The 26,464-nt window shown below is 62.9% G+C and carries 25 protein-coding genes; 13 read left to right on the top strand and 12 right to left on the bottom strand.

Going from position 1 to position 26,464, the window contains the following annotated elements; genetic code table 11:
* The first annotated feature begins 62 nt into the window (after positions 1-62).
* From RG2_RS30115 to RG2_RS30100, 4 genes are all read left to right on the top strand, one after another.
* Positions 63-890 (top strand): carbon-nitrogen hydrolase family protein, encoded by an 828-nt coding sequence (locus RG2_RS30115; RefSeq protein WP_033236728.1) that lies wholly within the window; start codon positions 63-65, stop codon positions 888-890.
* A 55-nt stretch (positions 891-945) separates the two neighbouring features.
* On the top strand, positions 946-1,587 hold the full coding sequence (locus tag RG2_RS30110; RefSeq protein WP_033236727.1) for a phosphoribosyltransferase: 642 nt from the start codon (positions 946-948) through the stop codon (positions 1,585-1,587).
* 108 nt (positions 1,588-1,695) lie between these two features.
* Positions 1,696-2,394, top strand: a complete 699-nt coding sequence (locus tag RG2_RS30105; protein WP_033236748.1) for a DUF8548 family protein — start codon at positions 1,696-1,698, stop codon at positions 2,392-2,394.
* 138 nt (positions 2,395-2,532) lie between these two features.
* Positions 2,533-4,320, top strand: a complete 1,788-nt coding sequence (locus RG2_RS30100; RefSeq protein WP_033236726.1) for an AMP-dependent synthetase/ligase — start codon at positions 2,533-2,535, stop codon at positions 4,318-4,320.
* Between the two features lie 75 nt (positions 4,321-4,395).
* Here the strand turns inward: RG2_RS30100 and RG2_RS30095 are convergent, their stop codons facing one another.
* Both RG2_RS30095 and RG2_RS30090 read right to left on the bottom strand, forming a co-directional pair.
* A complete protein-coding gene (locus tag RG2_RS30095) occupies positions 4,396-5,766 on the bottom strand; it encodes an FAD-binding oxidoreductase (RefSeq protein WP_033236725.1) in 1,371 nt (456 codons plus the stop codon).
* Positions 5,763-6,464: a FadR/GntR family transcriptional regulator gene (locus RG2_RS30090; protein WP_033236724.1), complete on the bottom strand. Its 702-nt coding sequence runs from the start codon at positions 6,462-6,464 to the stop codon at positions 5,763-5,765. The genes RG2_RS30095 and RG2_RS30090 overlap by 4 nt, the downstream gene beginning before the upstream one ends.
* A gap of 82 nt (positions 6,465-6,546) precedes the next feature.
* On the opposite strand from RG2_RS30090, the gene RG2_RS30085 reads away from it, so the two are divergent.
* The gene (locus RG2_RS30085; RefSeq protein WP_033236723.1) at positions 6,547-7,164 is read left to right on the top strand and encodes a cysteine hydrolase family protein; all 618 of its coding nucleotides are present in this window, start codon (positions 6,547-6,549) and stop codon (positions 7,162-7,164) included.
* A 1-nt stretch (position 7,165) separates the two neighbouring features.
* Here the strand turns inward: RG2_RS30085 and RG2_RS30080 are convergent, their stop codons facing one another.
* Positions 7,166-7,807 (bottom strand): alpha/beta hydrolase, encoded by a 642-nt coding sequence (locus RG2_RS30080; RefSeq protein ID WP_033236722.1) that lies wholly within the window; start codon positions 7,805-7,807, stop codon positions 7,166-7,168.
* A gap of 82 nt (positions 7,808-7,889) precedes the next feature.
* Here RG2_RS30080 and RG2_RS30075 point away from each other — a divergent pair, with 82 nt between their 5' ends.
* On the top strand, positions 7,890-11,333 hold the full coding sequence (locus RG2_RS30075; protein WP_033236747.1) for a TM0106 family RecB-like putative nuclease: 3,444 nt from the start codon (positions 7,890-7,892) through the stop codon (positions 11,331-11,333).
* Here the strand turns inward: RG2_RS30075 and RG2_RS30070 are convergent.
* Positions 11,330-12,505 (bottom strand): amino acid deaminase/aldolase, encoded by a 1,176-nt coding sequence (locus RG2_RS30070; protein ID WP_033236721.1) that lies wholly within the window; start codon positions 12,503-12,505, stop codon positions 11,330-11,332. The genes RG2_RS30075 and RG2_RS30070 overlap by 4 nt on opposite strands.
* 67 nt (positions 12,506-12,572) lie before the next feature.
* Complete coding sequence (locus RG2_RS30065; protein ID WP_033236720.1) at positions 12,573-13,220, bottom strand: TetR/AcrR family transcriptional regulator; 648 nt, start codon at positions 13,218-13,220, stop codon at positions 12,573-12,575.
* A gap of 78 nt (positions 13,221-13,298) precedes the next feature.
* Between RG2_RS30065 and RG2_RS30060 the strand changes: the two genes are divergently transcribed.
* Positions 13,299-14,612: a D-arabinono-1,4-lactone oxidase gene (locus RG2_RS30060; RefSeq protein ID WP_033236719.1), complete on the top strand. Its 1,314-nt coding sequence runs from the start codon at positions 13,299-13,301 to the stop codon at positions 14,610-14,612.
* A 10-nt stretch (positions 14,613-14,622) separates the two neighbouring features.
* Here RG2_RS30060 and RG2_RS30055 read toward each other — a convergent pair whose 3' ends face one another.
* The 4 genes from RG2_RS30055 to RG2_RS30040 form a co-directional block, all read right to left on the bottom strand.
* Positions 14,623-15,585, bottom strand: coding sequence for an adenosine deaminase (locus RG2_RS30055; protein WP_033236718.1), 963 nt, complete (start codon positions 15,583-15,585; stop codon positions 14,623-14,625).
* 6 nt (positions 15,586-15,591) lie between these two features.
* The gene (locus RG2_RS30050; protein ID WP_033236717.1) at positions 15,592-16,353 is read right to left on the bottom strand and encodes a crotonase/enoyl-CoA hydratase family protein; all 762 of its coding nucleotides are present in this window, start codon (positions 16,351-16,353) and stop codon (positions 15,592-15,594) included.
* 37 nt (positions 16,354-16,390) lie between these two features.
* Positions 16,391-17,584 (bottom strand): class I adenylate-forming enzyme family protein, encoded by a 1,194-nt coding sequence (locus tag RG2_RS30045; protein WP_033236716.1) that lies wholly within the window; start codon positions 17,582-17,584, stop codon positions 16,391-16,393.
* A 96-nt stretch (positions 17,585-17,680) separates the two neighbouring features.
* Positions 17,681-18,481, bottom strand: coding sequence for an enoyl-CoA hydratase/isomerase family protein (locus RG2_RS30040; RefSeq protein WP_033236715.1), 801 nt, complete (start codon positions 18,479-18,481; stop codon positions 17,681-17,683).
* Positions 18,482-18,523: 42 nt separating this feature from the next.
* Here RG2_RS30040 and RG2_RS30035 point away from each other — a divergent pair, with 42 nt between their 5' ends.
* Positions 18,524-19,882, top strand: coding sequence for an FAD-binding oxidoreductase (locus RG2_RS30035; protein ID WP_033236746.1), 1,359 nt, complete (start codon positions 18,524-18,526; stop codon positions 19,880-19,882).
* A gap of 164 nt (positions 19,883-20,046) precedes the next feature.
* On the opposite strand, the gene RG2_RS30030 is transcribed toward RG2_RS30035, so the two are convergent.
* The gene (locus RG2_RS30030; RefSeq protein ID WP_033236714.1) at positions 20,047-20,850 is read right to left on the bottom strand and encodes a DUF8832 domain-containing protein; all 804 of its coding nucleotides are present in this window, start codon (positions 20,848-20,850) and stop codon (positions 20,047-20,049) included.
* A 95-nt stretch (positions 20,851-20,945) separates the two neighbouring features.
* Here RG2_RS30030 and RG2_RS31985 point away from each other — a divergent pair, with 95 nt between their 5' ends.
* From RG2_RS31985 to RG2_RS30010, 5 genes are all read left to right on the top strand, one after another.
* Positions 20,946-21,092: a hypothetical protein gene (locus RG2_RS31985; protein WP_155276698.1), complete on the top strand. Its 147-nt coding sequence runs from the start codon at positions 20,946-20,948 to the stop codon at positions 21,090-21,092.
* Between the two features lie 10 nt (positions 21,093-21,102).
* The gene (locus RG2_RS30020) at positions 21,103-22,533 is read left to right on the top strand and encodes an MFS transporter (protein WP_033236712.1); all 1,431 of its coding nucleotides are present in this window, start codon (positions 21,103-21,105) and stop codon (positions 22,531-22,533) included.
* Positions 22,534-22,606: 73 nt separating this feature from the next.
* Complete coding sequence (locus RG2_RS32550; protein WP_230590383.1) at positions 22,607-22,792, top strand: hypothetical protein; 186 nt, start codon at positions 22,607-22,609, stop codon at positions 22,790-22,792.
* Complete coding sequence (locus RG2_RS32545; protein WP_230590381.1) at positions 22,789-22,977, top strand: carboxymuconolactone decarboxylase family protein; 189 nt, start codon at positions 22,789-22,791, stop codon at positions 22,975-22,977. Before RG2_RS32550 ends, RG2_RS32545 begins: the two co-directional genes overlap by 4 nt.
* Entirely contained in the window at positions 22,961-24,295 is a 1,335-nt protein-coding gene (locus RG2_RS30010; protein WP_174557390.1) for an MFS transporter, read from the top strand. Before RG2_RS32545 ends, RG2_RS30010 begins: the two co-directional genes overlap by 17 nt.
* Before the next feature lie 15 nt (positions 24,296-24,310).
* On the opposite strand, the gene RG2_RS30005 is transcribed toward RG2_RS30010, so the two are convergent.
* Both RG2_RS30005 and RG2_RS30000 read right to left on the bottom strand, forming a co-directional pair.
* On the bottom strand, positions 24,311-25,795 hold the full coding sequence (locus tag RG2_RS30005) for a DHA2 family efflux MFS transporter permease subunit (protein ID WP_033236711.1): 1,485 nt from the start codon (positions 25,793-25,795) through the stop codon (positions 24,311-24,313).
* A 2-nt stretch (positions 25,796-25,797) separates the two neighbouring features.
* Positions 25,798-26,421 (bottom strand): PadR family transcriptional regulator, encoded by a 624-nt coding sequence (locus RG2_RS30000; RefSeq protein ID WP_033236710.1) that lies wholly within the window; start codon positions 26,419-26,421, stop codon positions 25,798-25,800.
* Between the last annotated feature and the right edge of the window lie 43 nt (positions 26,422-26,464).

The following is a 26,464-nucleotide window of genomic DNA, read 5'->3' as shown; positions in this document are numbered from 1 at the left end:
CGACCTGCTGAACTATTCCGGTGCATCCGCGTTCACCGGGCGTTTCGCCTAGCGTAAGAAGCATGACTGAAGACGCCGCCAACAGCCCCTCTCGGACCGTCGTTGCCGTTGCCCAGTTCGCCCCCGACATGAACAAGGAGGCGAACCTGAAGTCACTGCGCACTCTGGCGTCCGATGCCGCTGGTCAGGGTGCAAAAGTGCTGGTCGCTCCCGAGTACTCGATGTTCACGCCGCCGCGCAGCGACGAGCGCCTGATCGAGTCCGCCGAGGACCTCGGCGGTGACTTCGGAACCGGGCTGTCCGCCATTGCCGCGGAGTTCGGGATCTTCGTCGTCGCCGGAATGAACGAACGTCTGCCCAACGTGAGCAGGATCTCCAACACGCTTGTCGCGATGGACCCGCGCGGCGAATTGGTTGCCACGTATCGCAAGCTTCACCTCTACGACGCGTTCGGCTACCTCGAATCGGCAGTGATCGCGCCTGGCCAGATCGAGGACCCACAGACCTTTCAGTGCGACGGCTTCACATTCGGGCTCCAGACCTGCTACGACCTCCGGTTCCCCGAAGTCACCCGCAGGATCGTCGACGCCGGTGCTGACGTCCTGCTCCTACCGGCGCAGTGGGTACCCGGGCCGTTGAAGGAAGACCACTGGACCACGCTGATCCGAGCGCGCGCGATCGAGAACACCATGTACATCGCCGCAGCGGATCAAAGCGCCCGCGGCGGCGCCGGTGCCAGCATGATCGTCGACCCCATGGGTGTGGTGCTGTGCTCTCTCGGCGAGCAGGTGGGTGTGGCGACCGCGCAGGTCAGCCGCAGGCGAATCGACGAGGTCCGCGAAAAGAATCCCGCCCTCTCACTGCGTCGGTTCACAGTTACCGAACGGTGACGGGAGAACCGAGTAGCGTCGGAAGTATCGAGGTCACACCTCAATCAGGACAGCTATGGCACAGTACCGAGACCGATTTGCCGCAGGCCGGGCCCTCGCTGCGATGTTCGCCCGGTCGCTGGACGCCGCGCGACTCCACGATCCCGTCGTTCTCGGACTGCCGCGCGGCGGCGTTCCTGTCGCGGTCGAGGTCGCGTCGGCGCTGGATGCACCGCTCGACATCCTCGTAGTACGCAAACTCGGCTCCCCCCGAAATCCCGAACTGGCTCTCGGTGCCATCGGCGAAGGTGACACCCGCGTACTCAACCACGACGTGATTGCCGCCGAGCGGGTATCACCGCAAGCGCTGGCGCGGGTCGAAGAGTCCGAGCGAGCAGAACTCGAGCGTCGGGCACACCTCCTCCGGGCCGGCCGCCCGGCAGTTCCGCTCAGCGGGCGAACGGCCGTCATCGTCGACGACGGAATGGCGACGGGAGCGAGTGCCGCTGTGGCGTCGGCATGTGCCAGGGCGCAGGGTGCAACGGGAGTGATCGTTGCCGTCCCCGTCGCATCACCGGAATCGATCCGCCTGCTTGCCGATTCGGCCGACCGCGTCATATGTCCCTTCGTTCCGGCGATACTCGGTGGGGTCGGCGCGGCCTTCGACGACTTCCATCAGCTGACCGACTCCGAGGTCGTTGACCTGCTCGAAGGATGAACTTCTCGACTTTTCAGAAAACTTGTGTGATGTGTGCAACATTTTGCGCCTCGGTGCCGATAGCCCGTGTGGAGCAGAAACGACACAGGCAGTTTTCTGGAGGACATCGTGAGCATCTCGACCGATACCGTCGACGTAGTCGCAGCAGCATGCCGCGACCGATTAGGCGACCCCTCTGCATGGGTGGCTTCCGACGCCTACCGCGCGAGCCTGGCCCTGTGCATCATCGAGTCCGTGCAGTCCAGTTGCGGCCACAGCGAAGTTGCCGTCGTCGACCGGTACCTCGCCTACCGGCAAGCTCGTGAATCCTTACCAGTGACCGACGGCGCACGTGAACTCCTCCGAACCTTCGAGGAAGCGGGCAGTTCCGACCAATGGGCCGGCAAGATCGGCTCGTACAAGCGTCGATACACCGCGACCGGCGTTCCGATCGAGGCACGACACATCCAGCAGGTCGCCGAGCGCTTGCATCACCTGCACATCAACTCTGTCGAAGATCTTCTCGCCGCCGCTGATTCCGATCACTCACTCGACGCCGTCCGGCAAGCGTGGACCGAAGCGTGCGGCGACGACGCGGAAGTCACCTGGGCACATCTGCTGATGCTGGCAGGTATCCCCCACACCGATCTGGGCACCGCCGCCGACACGTTCATCAGCACAACACTCGGCACGACGGAACCTCTGACGGACGCGGCCGAGATACTCGCAGCAACCGCGGAGCAACTGGGAGTGGATTCAGACAGATTGGACTACGCAATCAGGCGCTGGCTGTCGATCCACGGGCGGTCGTTGGAGCGCGCCGCATAAGTAACCCGCAACATCGAGTAACACTAATTCCCTGGTCGGGGCCCAACTGGATCTACCGAATAGTAACGACAGTGCAAAATAACGACTAATGTGATGCAATGCACATCGAAGTTATCGGTAGTCACTGGAGGGGTCAAAGTGCGTGAGTTTTCAGTTCCACAGACGTTCACAATTCCGGAGAACGCGTCAATGGCGGATTCGGTGTTCCGGCACGCCAGCGAAGACCCCACATTCGTGCCGTTCCAGCGACTCGTCAACGGCGCGTGGGTCGATGTCACAGCAGCCGAATTCGCCAAGCAGGTCTCGGCCGTAGCGAAGGGGCTGATCGCGTCCGGAGTCGAGCTCGGCGACCGCGTCGCTATCCTCTCGGCAACACGCTACGAGTGGGTTGTCACCGACTACGCGATCTGGACAGCCGGCGGCTGCACCGTCGCCATTTACGAAACCTCTTCCCCCGATCAGGCGCAGTGGATCCTCGAGGATTCGGCTACGTCTCTGCTGATCGTCGAGACTGCCGATCACGCCACGAACATCAAGGACGTCACCGAAGCCGCCGCGGCGCTTCGTGAGGTCCTCGTCATCGAATCAGGCGCTCTCGAAGACCTGACGAGTCGCGGTGCCGCAATCACCGACGAAGAACTCGAAACCCGTCGTCACCAGGTCACGGCCGCATCGCCGGCAACGTTGATCTACACCTCCGGCACCACTGGCCGCCCCAAGGGCGTCCAGCTGACACACGCCAACTTCTACGCAGAGTCCGCCGCGTGCCGCCTGGCCATGCCGGAATCCATGGTTCCCGGCAAGAAGACCCTGATGTTCCTGCCGCTCGCTCACGTCTTCGCGCGGGCAATCTCCTTCGGCGCCTTCGACTCCAAGGTCACCGTTGGCCACACGTCGGACCTCACGACACTCCTCGAGCAGTTTGCCGTGTTCAAGCCGACCTTCATTCTCTCGGTTCCGCGAGTATTCGAGAAGGTGTTCAACTCGGCACGCCAGAAGGCAGTCGACGGCGGCAAGGGCAGCATCTTCGACAAGGCAGCAGCAACGGCCATCGAGTACAGCGAAGCGCTCGAAAAGGGCGGCCCCGGCATCGCACTCAAGCTCAAGCACGCTGTGTTCGACAAGCTTGTGTACTCGAAGCTGCGTGCGGCCCTCGGCGGCGACTGCGAACGTGCGGTCTCCGGCGGCGCTGCACTCGGAGCCCGCCTGGGTCACTTCTTCCGTGGCGTCGGCATCCCGATCTACGAGGGCTACGGCCTCACCGAGACCAGCGCCGCCATCACGGTCAACACCTCCGCCGCGCAGCGCGTCGGAACCGTGGGCAAGCCGATCAACGGTCATGCCGCTCGCATCGCAGACGACGGTGAACTCCTGGTGCAGGGTCCGGTGGTCTTTGCCGGCTACTGGCACAACGAGAAGGCCACTGCAGAGTCGATCATCGACGGCTGGTTCCACACCGGTGACCTCGGATCGATCGACAACGAAGGCTACGTCTCGATCACCGGGCGCAAGAAAGAAATCATCGTCACCGCAGGCGGAAAGAACGTCGCACCGGCCGGTCTCGAGGATTCACTCCGCGCTCACGCTCTGATCAGCCAGTGCCTCGTGGTCGGTGACGGCCAACCATTCATCGGCGCACTGATCACACTCGACCTGGAAACCCTGCCCGGTTGGGTCGAGCGCAACGGCCTGCCGGCCGGAAGCCCCATCGCCGATCTGATCAAGAATGCCGATCTGATCGCCGAAATCGACTCCGCGGTCGCGGACGCGAACAAGAAGGTCTCGAACCCGGAGCAGATCAAGAAGTACACGATCCTCGAGGTCGACTTCACCCAGGAGGGCGGCGAACTGACCCCGACGCTCAAACTCAAGCGAAACATCATTCACGAAGCACACAAGGGTGCGATCACGGATCTGTACGCCTGATCTCACAGCAAGCATGTGGCCCGGTTCGCCAATGATTCACATCGTTGGCGAACCGGGCCATTTCTGTATGACTGCTCAGATACCGCGACCGGGGTTCAGGATGTTCCTCGGGTCGAAGGCGGCTTTCACCGAGAGCATCAACTCACGTTCGACCGAACCGATCATGTCGGACATGTACGGCGCCTTGAGAACTCCGATGCCGTGCTCACCGCTGATCGTGCCGTCCAGTTCGAGTGCCGCGTGCACGATGTCGTCGAACGCCCCACGCGCGCGATCCTGCGCGCCCACTTCCCCGGCGTCGAACACGATGGTGGGATGGAGATTTCCGTCTGCCGCATGACCGAAGGTTCCGATGGTCACCGAGTGCCGCTCAGCCGCGTCCTGGATACGTTCGAGCATTCGGGGCAACGCCGGTACCGGGACGGCAACGTCGTCGAGTAGCACGGTTCCCATCGCCTCGAGCGCAGGCAACGCCATGCGACGCGCGGCGGTGAACGCGTCACCTTCCTCGGGATCGTCGGTGTGGAACACCTCGGTTGCGCCGACGCGCGTGCAGGCCGCCGCGCAGTCTGCCGCTTCCTGCACGGCAGATCTACCGTCGCATTGAATGAGAAGCATCGCCCCTGCCGATTCGTCGAGACCCATTCTCGTGAAGCGGTTTACAGCGTCGATGGTCACTGCGTCCATCAACTCCAACTGACACGGTTCGGCAACCGCGGCGACGGCCAGGACCGCCTCGATCGCTTTCTCCGCCGAGTCGAAGAACGCAACAACCGTGGTTGCAGCCGTGGGCGCGGTCCGCAGCCGCATCGTGGCTTCGACGATGACGGCAAGCGTCCCCTCGGAACCAACCAGGAGATGGGTCAGGTCCAGACCTGCCACATTCTTGCGAGTCTTTGCTCCGGTGCGGATCACGCGACCGTCGGCGAGAACTGCGGTGAGCGCCGCGACATGGTCGCCGGTGACTCCGTATTTGGCGCAACAGATACCACCGGCATTGGTGGCCAAGTTACCGCCGATGCTCGAGATTGCCCGGCTACCGGGGTCCGGAACATACCAAAGTCCTTGTGCGCGAGCCGCCTCCGCAAGATCGCCGTTGATCACACCAGGCTCCACTGTTGCCGTGCGGGCCGCGGCATCTATGTCGAGAATGCGATTCATACCCGCAACGCTGAGCACAATGCACCCGTCGAGAGCATTGGCAGCACCGGCCAAACCGGTTCCTGCGCCGCGTGTCACGACCGGAATGGAGAGTTCGTGGGCAACCGTCATCGCCGCGGCGACATCATCGACTGACGTTGCCTTGACCAGAGCCGCCGGAACACCGGCGGTGGTCAGCAAGGATTGGTCCCGGGTATAGGCGCCCATCCGATCGGGATCTGTGGTCGCCTTCTCCCCCAGCACTTCCCGCAGTCGGTCTCCCAACATGTCCACCGTTGTCGTCATTTCGAGTGTCCTTCGTAGAAACCTCGCACATGCTTCTCGACAAGCTGTGCCGCATAATCGGATTCACCGGCCGCAATCGCATCGGCGATGGCTTCGTGTTCCGCGAGCAGCACCCCGAGAGTGGCCGCCGAGTCCTCGACCGCCGCGAGTTCACTCATCAGATAACCGGCGATACACTCGCGCAGAACCGTCATCACCAGCGCAAAGGCGCGGTTCCCGCTGGCACCCGCCAAGGCGACGTGAAAGTCGACATCCGCGTCGTGGAACGCGGACGCGTTGTTGTTCTCGGTGGCGCGACGCATCTCCTCGATGGCAACGCGCGCAGCACCAGGAACCTCACGGACACCGCGCAGTGCCGCGGCTTCGAGGAGCACCCGCAATTCGACCAGGTCCGGAAGCGGAACCGCACCCACCTGCACAGCCGTGCTCAACGCCGTGGCTGCAGAATCGGCTGTGTTCTCGTGCGTCACCTTGGGACGCGCCGTCGACACGGTGTCGGCACCGGTCACCAACCCTTGCGCCTGAAGTACGCGCAGCGCTTCGCGGACGGTGGAGCGGCCCACCGAAAAAGCCTGTGCCAGTTCCTGCTCCGTTGGCAAGGACTCGCCGACCGGTAGAGACCCGTCGAGAATCGCGTCTCGGAGCCTGCCGGACACCGCAAGGCTCAGCGGAATACGCGAGAGCGGAGTTATGTCCATGTCGCCGACGCTACCTCTTGCCTGCTTGTCAGACAAACTGTTTAATGAAAGTGGCCCGAAACACACAACCAAAGGTGTCGACATGACCGAAAAGCTCGAGTTGGACCCCGCAACCACCGCAGTCGTGCTCATCGAATACCAGAACGACTTCACCACCGAAGGCGGCGTCCTTCATGACGCTGTCGCTCCCGTGATGGAATCGACCGGACTACTGGCGAACACCACGGCACTGGTCGAGGCCGCTCGCTCCGCCGGTGTCACAGTTATGCACGCGCCGATCACGTTTGCCGAGGGCTACAACGAGATCACCTCGCACCCGTACGGAATCCTCAAGGGCGTCGTGGACGGAAAGGCATTCGTCAAGGGCAGCTGGGGAGCGGCAATCGTCGACGAACTGACTCCACAGGACGGCGACATCCTCGTCGAAGGCAAGCGCGGTCTCGATACTTTCGCGAGCACCAACCTCGATTTCATCCTGCGCAGCAAGGGAATCCGCACGATCATCCTCGGCGGATTCCTGACCAACTGCTGTGTCGAGTCCACCATGCGCACCGGCTACGAAAACGGTTACCGCGTCATCACTCTCACCGACTGCGTCGCTGGAACCTCAGCAGCAGAACACGAGAACGCCATCACCTACGACTACCCGATGTTCTCGCACCCCGTGACGTCCAAGGAAGTGCTCGACGCACTCGCCTGATTCAACGACTGTGCGCGAGAAGGAAATCGCGGCTCACGGCAGTGACGCTGGTGTGCACCTTCTCGTGCAACAGGTCGTGGCCCGCATCCTCGAATTCCCGCATCTCCACATTCGGCAGCGCCGACGCCCAGGTGCGCACCGGCTCGATCGGTGCCATCCGGTCGTCGACGCCGTGCACCACCAGAACCGGGATCCCGGAATCGGCCAAGTCCGCCCACCCGCTCTGGGCAACCGCGTTGCGCGGGATTCCACACAGGACAGCCGACACAAAATGATGATCCTGATGCGTCAGCATCGACAGCGCGGTCACGGCGCCGAGGGAATGCCCCATGACCGCCTGCGGGATACCTGGTAGCGCTTCGCGGGCGATATCCGCCAAGGTCGCGGCATCAGCGGCGAGATCGGACAACGGCGCCGCCACGCCCGGTTCCCCTTCGGACAGTCCGTGCCCGGTGTGGTCGATCGCCCAGACCTCGATGCCGGAAGACGTGAGAGCGTCCGCAAATCGGTGGTACTGACCGCTGTGTTGCCCCAGCCCGTGCAGGAACACCAGTGACATCGCCAGCGACTCGTCGCAGGAAGCGGGCCACCGCCGAAAATGGACCTGACCGCGTCGACCGTCAAAAAAGGGCATGGTGGACATTCTGCCTGGCTCACGGGCATTGCGACGTGCCTGACATGTCCAACCCGCCGTTTTGTCGGTCATCGCTGGCACAATCGCCCCTGTGTTCCTCCTCGATGATCAGATCATCTACAGCGCCAGTGACCTCTCGGCGGCCGCTACATGCGAATTCGGCCTACTGCGGCGACTCGACGCGCGAACCGGGCTGATCAAGGCGGAGGGCGTCGACGCCGATCCGATACTGGAACGAACGTCCGCGCTCGGTCAACACCACGAGCGCGAACAGTTGGAGCGGTTCATCGCCGAACACGGCGACGGTGTGGTTGTCATGGAACGGCCCGAACACACCCGCGCCGGGCTTACCGAAGCAGCACTCGCCACCGTCGAAGCCCTACGCTCCGGTGCCCCCGTCATCTACCAGGGAACGTTCTTCGACGGCCGGTTCCTGGGGTTCTGTGATTTCCTGGTGCGCGAGGGCGATCGGTACGCGGTGTACGACAGCAAGCTGTCGCGGCACGCGAAGGTATCGGCACTCCTACAGTTGGCCGCCTATGCGGACGCGCTGGGCCGCAACGCAATCGCCGCCTCCGACCAGGTGCATCTGATGCTCGGCGACGGCAGCACGTCGTCCCACGACATCGGTGACATCGCGCCGGTGTTCTCGGCAAGCCGAGTCAAGCTCGAGCAGGTTCTCGACGAACATCACGCCGAGGGAACACCCGCCGAGTGGCTCGACGGCCGGTACCTGCGCTGCGGACGGTGCGATACGTGCAGCGTGGAAGTCGAGAACCATCGTGACCTGCTCCTGGTGGCTGGTCTCCGGGGCAATCAGCGGATGCAGCTGATTGCCGCCGGCATCGGGTCGATCGATCAACTGGCCGTCAGCACCGAACCCGTCGACGGTATCCGCCGCGACACTCTGGACAAGTTGCGCGCGCAGGCCGCGTTGCAGTTGCGCCAGGAACAATCCGGCGAGGCCGAGTTCCACATCTACAACGCGTCCGTGCTCGGGGGGCTACCCGTGCCGGACGACGGAGACATCTTCTTCGACTTCGAGGGTGATCCCCTGTGGGCGGAGGACGGTTCCACCGATTGGGGGCTGGAGTACCTGTTCGGCGTCGTCGAAGGTCCGGCGGAGAACTACGTGTTCAAGCCGTTCTGGGCACACGACCGCGCCGGTGAACGCCAAGCGCTCGTCGACTTTCTCGACTACGTGACCGCGCGGCGCGAGGCTCATCCGGGCATGCACGTCTATCACTACGCGGCCTACGAGAAGTCCGCACTTTTGCGACTCGCCGCGCGTCACGGCGTGGGCGAGCAGGTAGTGGACACGCTGCTGCGCGAGAGTGTGCTCGTGGATCTGTATCCGCTCGTCCGCTCGGCCATGCGAATCGGGGCTCGCTCGTACAGCATCAAGAAACTCGAACCGCTGTACATGGGAGAACACGGCCGGGACGGCGACGTCGTCAATGCCGCGGCGTCCGTGGTTGCGTACTCCGACTACTGCGAGCTACGCGAGCGCGGCAAGGACGACGAAGCCAGTGAACTGCTGCAAGGCATCTCCGACTACAACGAGTACGACTGCGAATCGACTCTCCGACTGCGTAATTGGTTGGTCGATCGAGCAGCCGAACACGACATCACCTTGCGTCCGCCGACAGGACAGATCGCCCTGCCCGTCGAAGACCTCACCGAAACCGAAATCGCATTGCGTGAATTCGCCGGGCACAAAGCCGGCCCGACGCGAACCGCCGAGCAACACGCCGCAGCCCTCCTCGCTGCGGCGGTCGGGTACCACAGCCGAGAGAAGAAGCCGCACTGGTGGGCGCACTTCGATCGCTTGTCGGCCCCCATCGAAGATCTTGTCGATGTCCGTGACGTGATGGTGGTCGACGTGCCAGACATTCAAGCAGACTGGCACAAGAACACCGCCAGGCAGAAGCCGCGACGGCACATCCAGTTGACGGGCACCCTGGGCACCGGCACGACGTTGAGCCCCGGCACCGACATGTTCGCGCTGTACGACGTTCCCTCTCCCGACGCCGTTGCCGGCGACAATCCGGCGCAGCGCGGCACCAACGGCGTGAAGATAGTCTCGGTCGAAAAATCCGGCAATCTCGACGTTGTCACCATCGAGGAACTACTCCGAGGTGACGAGTTCTCCGAGACTCCCGTTGCGTTGGCTCCCGGACGCCCTATTCCGACGGTGCCGATGGAAAAGTCCATCGCTGCAGCGGCATCAGAAGCCTGCGACGGATTGCCCGGGTTGCCGCGCCGCGCGGCGGTCGACATTCTGCGTCGACTCACGCCTCGAACCCTGTCCGGCGACGCGCTTCCACCGGTCGGCGAAGGCAACGACTACGCGTCCGCGATCACGGCTGCCGTCCTCGATCTGGACGACTCCTATGTTGCGGTGCAGGGCCCACCCGGTACCGGTAAGACGTACACCGGGGCGCGAGTGGTCAAGGCTCTGGTGGAGCAGCACCAGTGGCGTATCGGTGTTGTTGCGCAATCGCATTCGGTGGTGGAGAACATGCTGGGCGGCATAGTCAAGGCCGGCCTCGATCCGGCTCTGGTCGCCAAGAAGGGCAGCCGGAGCCGAATTGCGGAGTGGACCGACATCACGCCCCAGGAGTTCCCCCGCTTCCTGTCCGAAGCGGAATCCACTGGTTGCGTCATCGGTGGCACCGCGTGGGATTTTGCGAACACCGATCGAGTGCCCCCTGGCAGCCTCGATCTCCTTGTCGTCGACGAAGCCGGACAGTTCGCGCTGGCCAACACCATTGCCGTTGCCGTCTCCGCTCGGAATCTGCTGCTGCTCGGCGATCCGCAACAACTGCCGCAGGTCAGCCAGGGAACTCATCCCGAACCTGTTGACGAATCCGCTCTCGGCTGGCTGGCCGAAGGGCACGGCGCCCTGCCGCCGGAGTTGGGATACTTCCTCGAAAAGACGTGGCGGATGCACCCCGACCTGTGCGCGCCGGTGTCGGCGCTGTCCTACGAGGGCAAGCTGCTGTCCCAGGAAACGGTAAGCGCTGCACGGAAACTCGACGGTCTGGCAGCGGGCGTACACACGGTGTACGTCGACCATTCCGGCAACTCGACGTACTCCCCCGAAGAGTCTGCCGTCATCGTGACGCAGATCCGCGAACTCCTCGGCACGCCATGGACCGATCCCAGCGAGTTCGACGGCACCCGGCCCCTGACCGAGGCGGACATTCTGGTGGTCGCGCCCTACAACGCCCAGGTGGGCACCATCGAGCGCGATCTCACCGAAGCGGGATTCACCGACGTCGAGGTGGGTACCGTCGACAAGTTCCAGGGACGTGAAGCGGCAGTCGCCATTGTGTCGATGGCAGCGTCCGCAATCGAGGACGTTCCACGAGGCATGTCATTCCTACTCTCGCGCAACCGCCTCAATGTTGCTGTCTCACGCGGAAAATGGTGCGCCATCATCGTCCGGTCGTATGCACTGACGCAGTACATGCCGACCACGCCGGCGGGACTGGTGGAACTCGGCGCTTTCATGCGCCTGACAGCCGGCTAGCCGAAGCACTGCCCGTCGCCGCGATACGTCGGTACCGCGGTGGCGGTGCCGTCGGCATCGACCAGATTCACGTGGTCGAAACGCTCACACAATTCGCCGGCCTTTGCGTGGCGGAACCACACTCGGTCACCGATCGCGATGTCGCCGGCAACCCGTCCTGTGACCGGCGTCTGCACCTCGCCTGCGCCTTCGTTGCGGAGCAATTTCAGACCGAGTGGGCGCATCGGTTTCGGAACCCTCGCGGCGCCGGCCGGTCCGGAGGCTATGTACCCGCCGCCGAAGAGGGTGGTGACCTTCGGGGTCGGCTTGCGAACCGCGGAGAGTGCGAAGAACAGGGCGGGGTCCGGCCGGAAGGCCCGGTACCTGTCGAAGAGCGTCGGCACATACAGCCCCGAACCCGCCGTCACCTCGGTGACCACCGGATCGGCAGAACTGACTTCGAGTGATCCGGTACCGCCACTGTTCACGATCTCGAGGGTGCCCACCGCATCCGTGACCGCAGAAACGACAGCACCTCGCCGGTGTGACAGTTCCCGGGCGGAGGCCTTCTTGACCCAGCCGATCGGCGCGCTGGTGTCCGGCAGTCCGGCAATCTGCGCTTCGTAGAACATGACACCGACGACGGAAAATCCACGGGACCGCGCACGCACAGCCAGTGCGGCAACATCATTCGGTTCGCGGAGCGGAGAGCGTCGTACCCCCAGGTGAATCGGCCCGATCCGCAGGGACGCGTCCACGTCGAGGCACACCCGAATCGGCGCGGCGCCTAGCGCAGCTGATCTGATGACATCGAGCTGAGCGTCGTCGTCGATCATCAGCGTGATCGCCGTTATCGCAACCGGATCACCGGCGAGTTCGGCCAACGCTCCACGATCCACGGTGGGATATCCCATCAGGATGTCGCGGGCGCCGAGACCGACCAACCACAATGCCTCCCGCAGTGAGTAGGCCATGATTCCACGAAAGCCACCCTGCTCGGTGAGCCCACCGCCCAGTGTTTCCTCGAGAACGGCGCGGCACCGGACCGACTTACTCGCAACGCGCACCGGTGTTCCCCCGGCCCGGCGAATCAGATCGGCAGCATTGCTGCGCAGAGTTGTCAGGTCGAGAGCGGCCAGGGGCGGGTCGAAATCAGCAGTAGCGGATGTCAGTCGATCCAGTGTTGTGGTCACGTGTGTCCCATCGTCGCGGCGTCGCGGTCAAGTCAACACCTGAATTGGACGCATGTCCATGACGGGGTCAGTGCTGCGCCTCGATCGCCTTGCCTGCGATGACCTGAACCATTTCGCCGAATTCCGCAATGGTGGCGTCGGAATCACGATCAACCAGCCAGCGCAAGACCAATCCGTCGATCATCGCCAGACTCCATCTCGCCAACGACTGCAAAGACTCTGTCCAGACAGTTCCGGAAATCGTGGCGCATTCTTCGAGAAATGCAATGGCATGCTCGTCCATGATCCGGTACTGATCGCTGGCGACGGCACCGGCACGCTCGGCCCCGAGGTTGCGGCTACGCAGAGCTTGCGCGGTGATTTCGTAGGTCAGCAACTGCCGATCAGGCGTCACCTCGATGAGCGGCCACATCCCGGTCAACCCGATGTGCAGCAGTTCCTTCAGCCCTTGGATCCCGGTCAGGTCAGGCGCGTGGCGAACCTGCCCGAAGGCATGCTGGAGCGATTCGCTGAGCTGAACAATCAACGTCTCGCCCATCGCGGCGATGAGCTCCTCTTTGCTCTCGAAACAGTAGTGAACTACGCCGAGCGATACGCCCGCCTCTTCGGCTACAGCACGGACCGTCACTGAACTCACGCCGCGCTGTTCGGCAATGGAAATGGCGGATTCGATCAATTGTGTGCGGCGCTCGTCCGCCGGAAGCCTGTTGAGCATCCCATGATGTTAGAACGGAGATCGGAAAAACTAGGCACAATGCTTGCTTGGACGAACGTCCAAGTACATGATTGTCCAATGGCTTCGGATATCTGGCAGAACTGGGCAGGCACTCAGAGGGCTTCACCACGACAATGGGCAACCCCGCGGAACACCCGTGAACTCGCAGCACTTGTCGTCGAAGCCGCAACACGAGGGTGGCACGTGAAGGCAGTCGGAGCTGGCCATTCCTTTACAGGTGCGGCGGTCACAGACGGAGTTCTTGTCAGCCTCGACAACTTCTCCGGGATCGAATCGATCACCCCCACCGACGACGGGGCGCTGGTGACGGTTCTCGCAGGCACGCGCCTGCGCGCCCTCAACGAGGCGTTATGGCAACGCGGGTACGCCATGACCAACCTCGGCGACATCGACGCCCAATCTCTCGCGGGAGCCCTTGGCACCGGAACCCATGGAACCGGCGCCGCGTTCGGTGGACTTGCGACGCAGATTCACGGCCTCGAAATCGTGACAGCCGACGGAGCAATCGTCACCGCGTCCGCGGATCAAAATCCGGAACTGTTCGAAGCTGCCCGCATCGGCCTTGGCGCAATCGGCATCATCACCAAGGTCACCCTCGCGTGTTCGCCTCGGTTCACATTGCGCGCCATCGAAAAACCCGACACGCTGTCCCACATTTTGGACACCCTGGACGACGAGTGCCGCACCGTCGACCACTTCGAGTTCTACTGGTTCCCCCACACCGATCGGGTCCTCACCAAACGGAACACACGCCTGCCCGGCGACACACCGTTGAAGCCCGTCAGCGCGATCCGAACCTTTGTCGAGGACGAATTCATGTCGAACACGCTCTTCGAGGGCGTCAACCGCATCGCCACCCTGGCGCCGGCCGCGATCCCCACCATCAACCAGATATCGTCACGCCTGCTCGGCGCCCGGGAATTTACCGACCGCAGCTATCGGGTCTTTGCATCGCCGCGTCGCGTGAAGTTCAAGGAAATGGAATACGCCGTCCCGGTCGAACACGTCAAAGGTCTACTCCACGAGATCAATCAGTGGCTGCAAAGGACTGGAACCAACGTCGCGTTCCCCGTCGAGGTTCGTTTTGCCGCCGCCGACGACCTCTGGCTTTCCACCGCCAACGGACGCGATACCGCGTACGTCGCCGTGCACCAGTATCACCGCCGGTCCGAGACCGAGTACTTTGCCGCAGTCGAAGCGATGGCAAAGGCCGTCGACGGCCGGCCGCACTGGGGGAAAATGCACAACCGGACCATCGACGACTTACGCCCGACGTACGACAAACTCGACAACTTCATTGCTGTGCGAGACAAGTACGACGCGGATCGTGTGTTCGACAACGACTACCTACGCCAAGTGCTCGGCGCCTGAGTTCGCTTCGCTAACGCAGCAATTCCGCTTTCCGCGATTCACTGGCAAACGACGCCTTGATGGAATTGCGGGCCAACGTCTCACGTTCGGACTCGGTCAGCCCGATTGCTCGACCGAGTTCGGCGAAGTTGTCGTCGACGTACCCGCCAAAATATGCCGGATCGTCGGAGTTGACCGTCACGATCAGCCCGAGGTCGAGCATCGTTCGCAACGGATGATCCTCGAGCTTGTCGAACACCCGAAGACGAACGTTCGACAACGGGCAGACCGTCAGCGGAATCTCCTCGTCGACCAACCGCTCGACAAGCGCCGGATCCTCGAGTGCGCGGACACCGTGATCGATACGTTCAGCACCGAGGATGTCGAGCGCCTGCCGGATGTACTCCGGCGGGCCTTCCTCACCGGCGTGGGCGACCACGTGAAGCCCCTCGGCGCGAGCCCGCGCAAACACGTCCTCGAAGAGCGACGGCGGGTTACCCACCTCCGCAGAATCGAGGCCCAGACCGACAATCGGAGCCTGCAACCGGATGATCTCCGAGAAGATCTCCTCGGCATCTCTGACGGGTTGATCGCGCAGAATCGCGGCAATCGCGCTGCTGCTGAGTCCGAACTCCCGCTCGCTCGATGCAACGGCGTCCATGATTCCGTCGAGAACCTCGGTCAACGGAACACCCCGGACCACGTGCGCTTGCGGGTTGAAGAAGAACTCGGCGTGCGATACGCCGGCAGCGGCAGCACGGCGGAAGTACGCCCGCGTGAGATCCGCAAAATCCTCGGCTGTACGCAGAACGGCCATGTTGGCAAAGTACAGATCGAGGAACGACTGCAAATCCGAGAACTCGTACCGTGACTTCAGATCTTCGATGTCCTTGTACGGCAAGTCCATTCGATTTCGCTCGGCGAGGCGGTAGATCTGCTCGGGCTCTAGAGAACCCTCGATGTGCATGTGCAATTCGGCAACTGGTGTAGCCATGTCGTGTTACCGACCCTTCCATACCGGCGCGCGCTTCTCGGCAAAAGCCGTCGCGCCTTCACGTGCGTCCTCGGATACGAAAATCGGTGCCAACAACTGCATCTGGTTGGCAAATGCCTCGTCGTCCGACCATCCGGCGGCCTTGACCATGATCTCTTTGGTGACCGTGACGGCGAGCGGACCGTTACGGCTGATGCGGTCGGCGAGATCCAGCGCACCGTCCAACGCCTGACCTGGTTCTGTCAGTGTGTTCACAAAACCGTACGAGTGCGCTTCCTCCGCTGTGAAAGCGTCTCCGGTCAAGGCATATTCCAGGGCCTTCTGATACGGAATGCGCTTGGGTAGACGGAACAATCCGCCGGCGCCTGCGACCAGACCCCGCTTGACCTCGGGGATACCGAACTTGGCTTCGCGAGAGGCAACCACCAGATCGGTGGCCAGCACCAACTCGGTGCCGCCTGCCAAGGCAAAGCCCTCGACCGCCGAAATGATCGGCTTTCGCGGCGGCCCCTCGGTGAAACCGAGACCGCGGCCCGGAACCAGTACGTTCTCGCCGGCCACAAACGCCTTGAGGTCCATACCGGCACAGAAATTTCCGCCCGCACCGGTCAGCACTGCCAACGACAGCTCGTCGTTACCGTCGAGTTCTTCGACAGCTGCTGCCAATCCGTGGCTGACCGCGGCGTTGATCGCGTTTCGTGCCTCGGGCCGGTTGATCGTGATGATCAGCGTCCGCCCACGCCGCTCGGTGAGAACCTCGTCTGCCATGCATCTCCCTCTCGTAGTCTTTCGACACCGCGCATGCTCATGCTGCGTTTCGTTCGACAATACGGACGAAGCCCTCCGCATCGATCTGTGCGGTGTCATGGGTGCAGAACCAGCCCTGCATGAAACGCGACGACGTCACTTCCGGCGAATTCCAGTACCGACGCGCGACACTCGGCCCGCGGCACCACAGTTCGCCGTATCCCCCCGGTGCATCGGGGCCGTACAACGCGACTTCCATTCCGCCAAAAGCGATTCCCACGCTCCCTAAATGTGTCGAAGCCGATTCGATCGGCAAGATCAGACCTCCGCCACACGTCTCGGTCTTTCCCCAACCCATCACATGCTGAGCGGCCGGAAACGCCGCCAGTAGCTTGTCTTCCTGCTCGGCCGTTACCGGAGACCCACTGCAGTCCACCCACTTCACCGATCGCGAGGCTGCTCGCGCCGCCGGACCCACCGCAAGCAATCGTGGTTCGAGGAGATCCTCGGGGCGCCCGGTGAGAATGTCGACGGTATGGGCGGACTCACGCCAAAAATCACCCGCCACAACAACGGTGCCGCCGATCACCAACGTGGCGAGCACATGAACAAGCTCCCGGACGGATCGAAAATCGCTGTCCACCAGAAGATTCCGCACACCCTCGACGCCGTAGTCACGCGAATGCAGAAGCCCTTCGATTGTCGAGAGCACATTCTCGTTGCTCAATTCGACGCCAAGCATCGCGCCGGACGGATCCGCCGTGTACGCCAGAACCGCCAACTCGTCCGGCGCAGCACCGTCGTCGATGAACGGAACCCCGTGCGGCAATTCCCCATCGAGCACCAACACCGATCCACTGTCCGCAATCACCGCGGAAACCTCCGCGTCGCCCCACGCCATGCCGAGAGACACCGGAACCCCACCGGCCAGAATGACTCCGAGGCACGCTTCCAGCCACCGAACGCCGGCCGCAAACCGGATGGCCACCCGATCGCCGATCTCGATTCCCCGCGACTTCAACCCGCCGGCCACCCGAGACGCTTCAGCCCACAGTTCGGCGTAGGTGACCTGTTCTCCGTGCACTTCCTCGACCGCAGTTCGCCCGGCGAACCGGTGCACCGCAACGTCGAGTAACTCCGACAACGACGGATCCAACTGCCGGTAACGCAGCAGACCGTCCGTCGCCCGACTGACCCGCGTATCCGTGAGCAGCCCATTCGAACAGTGATACTCCACAAGCCTCGACCGCATCTGTACCTCCACAGACCGTGACCAACCCACACCCGCGCCATTCGACTATATGACGTGAGTCACAGGTAGTGGAGCACTCTGGCGATACCCGTGTGCTTACTTGCCTGTGTAGACGGCCTTTCCTGGACCTACATCGAGGAAGCTGCGCACAGCGCCGCGAAGGTCCTCGGTCTCGAACAGCGCCCCCGACACTGTCGGTGTCACCGCATCGGCATGAGCGATACCGCCGGAACGCCACGCCGCCACGATCTGCTTGGTCGCATCATGTGCCCGCGTCGGCCCGTCAGCCAACCGCGCTACCAGTGCCCGCGCGGCTGCGTCGACATCGTCGTGAACGGCATTGACCACACCCCATGATGCAAGCGTCGCCGCGTCGTACAGATCGCCCGTCATCACCAGTTCGCGAGCGCGTCCGGAACCCGCACGCTCGGCCAGGCGTTGCGGCCCACCCATCGACGGCGTCAACCCGACCACTGTCTCCACCAAACCGAACTTCGCCTTGGGCGCGGCGAGAATGATGTCGCAGGCCAGCGAAATCTCGAACGCAGCCGTCAGCGTCAACCCATGCGCGGCGTAGACCACCGGACACGGCAGTGCCTCGAGTGGATGGCATATCTGCGCAAAAAGCTCGCGCCACAACTCGGCGCCCTGCTCGGCGGTCAAACCGTCGAAAACATGGACGTCGACGCCGGCCGAGTTGACCTTGCCCTCGGCCCTCAGCAACACCGCGCGCGGCGGCGCAGCCGTCAACGACGCGATATCCGCGATCACTGCGTCGAACATCGCCTGATCGAACAAATTGAGCGGTCCGTGAGCAAACGTCAGCACGGCAACCTCGGCACCGCCATCGGTGATGATTCGCTCGAGACGGGTGGGATGCGTTTCGGAAGCAGTCATGGCCGTCACATTGCCACACCGCGGGCGACATACGATCAGGGAGTGGACGGTCTGAGAAAAGCGCTTGCCGACGTTGTGGGACAACGGTTCGTCACCGACGATCCCGATGTTCTGCGCTCCCGCTCGGTCGATCACACGGGCAGATACAGTGGACGTGCCCAGGCCCTGGTCCGCCCGGCCGACACCTCCGAAGTGGCCGCAGCACTCAACATCTGCCGACAATTCGGCGCACCCGTCACCGTGCAGGGTGGACGCACCGGACTTGTCGCCGGAACCGTGCCCGAACACGACGACGTCCTGCTCTCCACCGAACGTCTCACGACGATCGGCGAGGTCGATGCCGCCGCGGGGAGGATCACCGTCGACGCGGGAGTGACACTCGCACAAGTACATTCCGCTGCTGCCCATGCCGGACTGAAGTTCGGCGTCGACATCGCGTCGCGTGATACCGCGACAATCGGCGGTATGGCTGCCACCAACGCCGGTGGGCTGCACACGGTTCGATACGGCAACATGGCGGAGCAGGTCACCGGACTCGAAGTTGTTCTTCCAGACGGCACCACCGTGCGCCGTGAGGTAGCCGTCCGCGTCGACAACTCCGGCTACAACCTGCCGGCGCTCTGGGTGGGCAGCGAGGGAACTCTCGGGGTGATCACACGCGTCGACCTGGCACTTCACCCCGTGCCGAAACACCGCGTCACAACACTCACCGGGTTCGATTCACTGGGCGCCGTTGTCGACGCGGGACGCATTCTGCGCACCGTCGGCGGCGTCGACGCGCTTGAACTACTCGACGGCCGCGGATTGGAACTTGCTGCGAACCGACTGGGCGCCGGCGTTCCGACGGGACGCCGATGGTATCTGCTGGCCGAGGTATCCGGCGCCCACGACCCTTCGGAAGACGTCAGCGCAATCATGGACCGGATCAATCCACCGGACGCGCCCGCCGTAGCGCTCGACACGGCCGGTTCAGCCCGATTATGGTCTGCACGTGAATGTTTCGCGGAAGTCGTAGGATTGTTCGGACCACCTCTCAAGTTCGACGCGGCACTCCCCCTTGACACACTGGCGGCATTCGCGGAGTCGGCGGTCGGCGTTGTCGCAGAATACGCACCGGAAGCGATCCCGATCCTGTTCGGTCATGTGGCCGAAGGAAACATCCATCTGAACGTCCTGAATTGCCCCGACGCCGACGCCGTCTACCTCCGCATTCTCGAACTGGTGCGTCACTACGGCGGAAATATCAGTTCCGAACACGGAGTCGGCTCGCTCAAACGCAATTACCTCGACATGGCACTCACGCCGGAGGACATCGGCGCGATGTGGGCGATCAAGCGAGCCTTCGACCCCGACGACTTTCTCAATCGTGCAGTGATGTTTCCCGACTCCCTTCGGCGCTGACTACTAGACGCTGTGGACCTTTCGGCTTCGGTTGTCCTGCAGGGCAGTCAACGCGCACCTTGCCGCACAGCGTGCCGCGGCGAGAACCACAGGATGCCTGGCTACCGTCCACGCCCGTCTGGCAATTGACGGGGCAGTCTCATTCTGCATGTCGGCGTTCGAGTTCAGTGCCCGTGGTGAGCGTGTGCGTGCTCTGACACGGGCGCGGTCGCATTGTCGGCAGTCAGAGTGAATTCGGCCGTACGCACCACTCCGTCGTGTTTGAAGTCCAAGAACAATCGGTAATCCTCAGCGCTCGGCATGGTGGCGTAGAAGGTGATTGCCGGTCCGGCCGGGGTAACACCGTCACCGGGATGGCCGTCCGGGTGGACGTGGAGATACGCGAGGTCGGAGGCGCGCAGCGCAACCAGATGCCCATAGGCGGCGAGGTAGGGCTGCAAGTCTGTGACCGGGTGACCGCCTCGGCTGACCGAGAGCGTGAGCTTCGATGTCTGGCCGGCGTGGGCTGCGCCGTCGAGGGAGACGATGTAGCCGTCGACCGTCGTGGTGGCGGCCGCAGCAGGCAACGGCCGGGGGTCATAGGCGCCGGAAACTTGTACATCCGCACTCAGCGTGATTCCGTCGCCCCCGTCAGGAGTGAAGTCAGCGAAGACCCGATACTCCCCTGCATGCGCGAAATCTACTGAAACATGCCAGGTTCCGGACGCGTCCAGTTCGGGATGCACGTGCTGGAATCCGGTCAGGTCGCGGCCGACCACGATCAGATGTAGCTGCTTGTCGTGAGTATCCGTGTACCGGATCAACGGAGATCCGGTCGCATCCACGATCCGGAACTGCAGGGGTACGCGACTGCCGACGGCCGCCTCCGACGTTGCCAATTCCAATGTGTAGCCGTTTTCGCTGAACATCTTGCCCTCCAAAGGTTGGGTCGACGGCACTTCCGTTGCCGTCTGCGTTGGGTTCTTCACTTCTTGAAGTCGAACCTGTTGCAATTTGTACCATACCCCCCTAGGGTATGCAACGAACAAAACAAATCACTCCGAATTCACTCGAAGGAGATCCGATGCGCACCTACGCCGAGCGCCGGCCGATCGAGTTCGAAAAGCGCACTATTTCCGGGCATTTCATCGATCCGCAGCCTCGATGTCGCGACGCCTCGACTATGACACTCCCAGACCTCGCAAACATGATGCATACCCCGTACCCGTAAGGAACTCAGAATGTCCACACAACCTAGATCCACCCGTAAGTGGTGGGCGTTGGCGTTGATCGCCGCCGCTCAGTTCATGGTCATCATGGACACCTCGATCATCGGTGTCGCTCTCCCCCAGATGCAGAGCGATCTCGGCTTCTCCCAGGAAGGCCTGACCTGGGTCTTCAATGCCTACGTCATCGCCTTCGGCGGGCTGCTCCTCCTCGGCGGGCGTCTGTCGGATCTGTTCGGCGCGCGCCGAGTGTTCACCGCCGGTTGGGTGATCCTGCTGATCGGTTCCGTCGTCGCCGGTGCCGCCGGCAACGTCGCCGTCGAACTTGCCGGTCGCGCAGTTCAGGGCGCAGGAGCAGCACTCATCGCGCCGTCCGCCCTGACCCTGCTGATGATGCTGTTCGGCAGCACGCAGAAAGAGATGACCAAGGCGCTGTCCATCTACGGCGCTGCCGCCCCGGCAGGCGGTACGGCCGGCGTGTTCCTCGGCGGCGCCATAACCGAATACGCCAGCTGGCCTTGGGTTTTCTATCTGAACATCCCCATCGCAGTCATCGCGCTGATCGCCACGCCCATCCTGATGCCGAATGCACCGGCACGCACCGGATCGATCGACTTCCTCGGCGCACTGGCGGTCACCGCAGGCCTCGCCGTCGGAGTCTTCGGCATCGTCAGAGCACCTGACGTCGGTTGGGGATCCGGGCAGACATGGCTTGCGCTCGCCGTCTCGGCCGCATTGTTGGGCGCATTCGTGTTGATCCAGTCCAAGCGTCGGGAACCACTGGTGCGGCTGGGAATCTTCAAGGCGCCCAACCTCGGTGCCGCGAACGTCGCTCAGCTCGTCCTCGGCGCGGCCTGGATACCGATGTGGTTCTTCCTGAACCTGTACCTGCAGCAAGTGCTCGGATACAGCGCCTTCCCCGCCGGCGCAGCTCTGCTGCCGATGACGATCTTCGTCATGCTCGGCATGATCGTCGTCGCGCCACGGGCCATGGCGCGCTTCGGTGCGAAAGCAATGATCGTCGCCGGTTTGCTGGTGCTGGGAATCGGATTGGGGTGGATGTCCTTGATCCGGCCCACCGGCAACTTCTGGGTAGACGTGCTGCCGGCATCGTTGATGGCCGCGGCCGGTATGACGCTGGCGTTCATTCCTTCACTCGGTACGGCGATTTCGGCTGCACGCCCGGAAGAGGGCGGATTGGCTTCGGGCATCGTCAATGTCAGTTACCAGGTCGGCTCGGCTGTCGGTCTCGCGGTGATGACTGCGATTGCTGCGGTGTTCGGCGCTGATCAACTCGGCAATCCGACCGAGCTGACGAACGGGTTCTCCGCGGTGTTCTTCGGTGCCGCCGTCATCGCAGTGGTGGGCGCAGCAATCACCGCGGTCGTGATGCGGTCGACCAAGGTCGAAGAGCCTGAAACCGTTCAATCCACCGTCAATTCTTGACCAACCCCGGTGGTGGGTTCGGCCGGCGATCACCCGCCGAACCCACCACCGGCGGAACCACGGAGGACTCGTTATGTCGCGCCTTGCATCTCTCACACCGGCCACCGCTGTCGGTGCATCGAAAGACCTTCTCGCCGAACTCGTCAACCGTCACGGACAGGTCGGTGACATGGTCGCGGCGATGGCTCATTCGCCCGCCGTACTGGGTGGCTATCTGCAACTCAGCCGGGCAATGAAGCGAGCGAAACTCAGCCAATGATCGACCTCGGACTTCGCGTCTATCGAGAGCCTGCCTCGATTTCCGACGAACACATCGCGGGCCTTCGAGCGTACGGCTACGGTGATCGCGAGATCGCCGATGTAGTCGGGATCGTCGCCCTCAATATCCTGACCGGAGCTTTCAATCTTGTCGCGGGAGTGAAACCAGATGAACCGGACCGCTAGGACCGCACCGGAACGGAACAGCCTGCGTCTGTTCGCGATTCGCGACTACCGCCTACTCTTCAGCGCCCAGATCATCGCACTGTTCGGCACAGGGTTGGCGACGGTGGCACTCGGCCTGCTCGCGTATGACTTGGCGGGACCGTCTGCAGGGGCGGTGCTCGCCACCGCGTTGACGATCAAGATGTCCATGTACGTCCTGATCGCCCCACTCGCGGCGGCGTACGTCGACCGATTGCCGAGACGGGCTTTCCTCGTCGCACTCGATGTCATTCGCGCATCGGTGGTGCTCGCGTTGCCCTTCGTCAGCGAGATCTGGCACATCTACGTGCTGGTGGGTGTTCTCCAAGCTGCGTCGGCAGCGTTCACACCCACATTCCAGGCGGTCATCCCGGACATCGTGACCGACGAGGCCGATTTCACCCGCGCCCTGTCGGCATCGCAGGTCGCCTACACGATGGAAAGCCTGCTCAGCCCGGTTCTCGCAGCGGTAGCGCTGTCCTTCATGACGTTCAACCTGCTCTTTGTCGCCACCTCCGTGGGCTTTGCCGTCTCCGCGCTGCTCGTGCTGGCCACCCGAATCCCCAACGCCCGTCCCAGCACTCACCGAAACGCGTGGGACCGGATCGCGTCGGGAGTGCGGATCTTCGTGACCACGCCGCGACTGCGCGGCATCATGGCACTCAATCTCGTGGTGGCAGCAGCGGGCTCGATCGTCGTGGTCAACACCGTCAACTACGTCCGCGACCAACTCGGCGGAACCCAATCCGACGTGGCCTGGATGCTGGCCGCATCGGGTAGCGGTACGTTGCTGACCGCGCTGGCTCTTCCCCGCGTCCTCGACCGAACCGCCGAACGCACCGTGATGACAGCAGGTTCCGTCGTCCTGGTCTTCAGCGCAAGTGCGGCAGCGTCCCTCGCCGTTGCCGGTGTGTTCACGTGGATTCTCACCGCCGCGGTGTGGGCGCTCATCGGCGCCGGGATGGCCATGATCGTCACCCCGACCGGAAAGGTACTTCGACGGTCGGTAGACCCCGCAGGTATTCCGGAAGTGTTCGCAGCCCAATTCTCCCTGTCACACCTTGCCTGGCTGCTCACCTATCCGATTGCCGGATGGGTTGGCACCACCGCGGGATTCGCGCTCACCTGGAGCATCCTCGCAGCCCTTGCCGCGGTGGGAGCCGCCTCGGGATGGGTGCTGTGGCCTCGCGAGGCGAGCACCGAAATGCCCGCCCCGTCGACCGCTGGTGCAACGCACGACGCTACACAAGGAGAATGCACCTTGGCCGCAACCCAGTGCGCCTGCGCTCGCCCCATCTGAGCCGGGACGACTTTCTCAATCCTTCAGTGATGTTTCCCGACTCGCTTCGGCGCTGACAGCCATCGCCGTGTCATGGGCGTCGCCGCGCTGCGGCCGTTCGAAGCACACCGACGCCACGAATCCGACGAGGAGTACCGCGGCCGGGAGCCACACGGACTGCGACATTGCGGTGCTGAACGGTTCGCGGACTACCTCGGGCAGATGTCCGACGCCGGCTTCGGAACTGCCGCCGGTGAGGCCCTGTGCAGCCAACCGCGCGGTGATCAACGCGCCGATCGCGGCGCTACCGAGAACCGCACCCACCTGGCGTGTCGTGTTGTAGACACCGGCTCCGGCACCCGCTTGCAGGGGCGGCAGATTGTGCGTGGCTGTGGCGGCCAGCGGCGACCAGATGCACGCATTCGCAAATCCGATGAGGCCGATCGGCAGCAACAGCTCCCAAATCGCGACATCGGGGGTCATCACCATCGCCAGCCAACCCAGTGCGATGGCAAACAACGCGAAGCCGGTTCCGGCAATGTAGCGCGGGTGCGTCTTGTCGACGAGTTTGCCGACGATCGGCGCAAAAATACCCGTCAGCACGGCCATCGGAACGAGCAGCAATGCCGATTGTGTCGGCGAGAGTCCGCGTACCGCCTGGGTGTAGAACATCAGCGGCAGCACCATCGACGTGATGGCAAAGCCCATTGCCGTGATGGCGACGTTGGCGAGTGAGAAGTTGCGATCCTTGAAGAGTCCGAGCGGCAGCAGTGGTTCGTTCTTGTTGCGTGACTGGTAGAAGACGAACACGACGAGCAGCAGCACGCCCGCGCCGATCAGGCTCCACACAAATCCGTTCCAGTCGTACGAGCTTCCCTCCTGGATTCCGAACACCAGCAGGAACATGCCCGCTGCACTGAGAATCACCCCGGGGATGTCGAATTTGTGTTCGCTCGTGGGCAGCGACGGAACCAGCTTCCACGCCAGCAGGAAGGCAATCACACCAACCGGGACGTTGACGATGAAGATCCATTCCCAGCCGAGATTGTCGACCAGAACGCCACCGGCGAGCGGTCCGACCAGGGTGGCAACACCGGCAACGGCGCCCCACAGACCCATGGCCGCGCCGCGCTTGTTCGGCGCAAAGGTACGGGTGATGACGGCCATCGTCTGCGGCGTCATCATCGCGGCACCAAAGCCCTGGAAAGCCCTTGCAACGATGAGAAGTTCGACGCTGCCGGACAAACCGCACCACAATGAAGCGGCGGTGAACAGGACGAGTCCGATCATGTACAGGTTCTTGGGCCCGAACCGATCACCCAATCGACCCGTAACCAGCAGCGGCACAGCGTAAGCCAGAAGGTAGGCGCTCGTTACCCAGACCACCTTGTTGATGTCGGTTCCGAGGTCCTCCATGATCGCCGGATTGGCCACCGCAACGATCGTGCTGTCCACGAGAATCATGAAGAACCCGATACACAGCGCCCACAGCGCGTGCCAGGGATTGACCTGCTTTTCCATCTTCAGTCCTTAGATAGTGCGGACGAGCCTGCTGAGCCGGCCAGCCGGTCGAGAAGTTCTTGTGAGAGCCAGGGCATTTCGCCGCTCTCGATGTCTGTCACCAACACGCCGATCCACTCTCGTTCGGCGACGGTCAGTGCGTGGGCGTAATCGGCGCCCACCGTGAAGATTCGTGGCTTTTCCGCGGCCTTCAACGCTTCGTAGTCGGCCTCGAATTTCGCAATCGTCTCGTCGAGATGCGCGAGACGTATCCGGAGCATCCGACACGCAGTTGCGGCGGACAGGTTATGCATTTCTGCGAGCGCAAGAGGCAGGCGCGGATACTCCCGGACCGGAACCGCCAACATCTCCCGCAATTGGTGCTCGAGGGCGCTCCGGCCTCGATCGGTGATCTCGTACGTCGTCCGCTCCGGCCGATTGCCTTCACGATCCGTCCCGATCGAAGTGAGCAGTTCCTGCTTTTCCAGCCTGGAAACCGTGTGATAAAGCGAGCCCGGCTTGATTTTCACCAACTGGTCCCCTCGGCGGACCGAGGCGAGTTGATACATCTCGTACGGGTGCATCGAACGCTCGGACAGCAGGCCCAGAACGGTGATTCCCAAGGGCGTCAATGAGACGTCACCCATGAGATCCCCCTTCCTGACAAGCCGCAATTGACTATTTCTTGAC

It is taken from the genome of Rhodococcus globerulus NBRC 14531 (assembly GCF_001894805.1).
Lineage (GTDB): Bacteria > Actinomycetota > Actinomycetes > Mycobacteriales > Mycobacteriaceae > Rhodococcus_F > Rhodococcus_F globerula.
The sequence above is the reverse complement of the archived record's forward strand: the minus strand, read 5'-3'. Positions and strand labels throughout refer to the sequence as shown.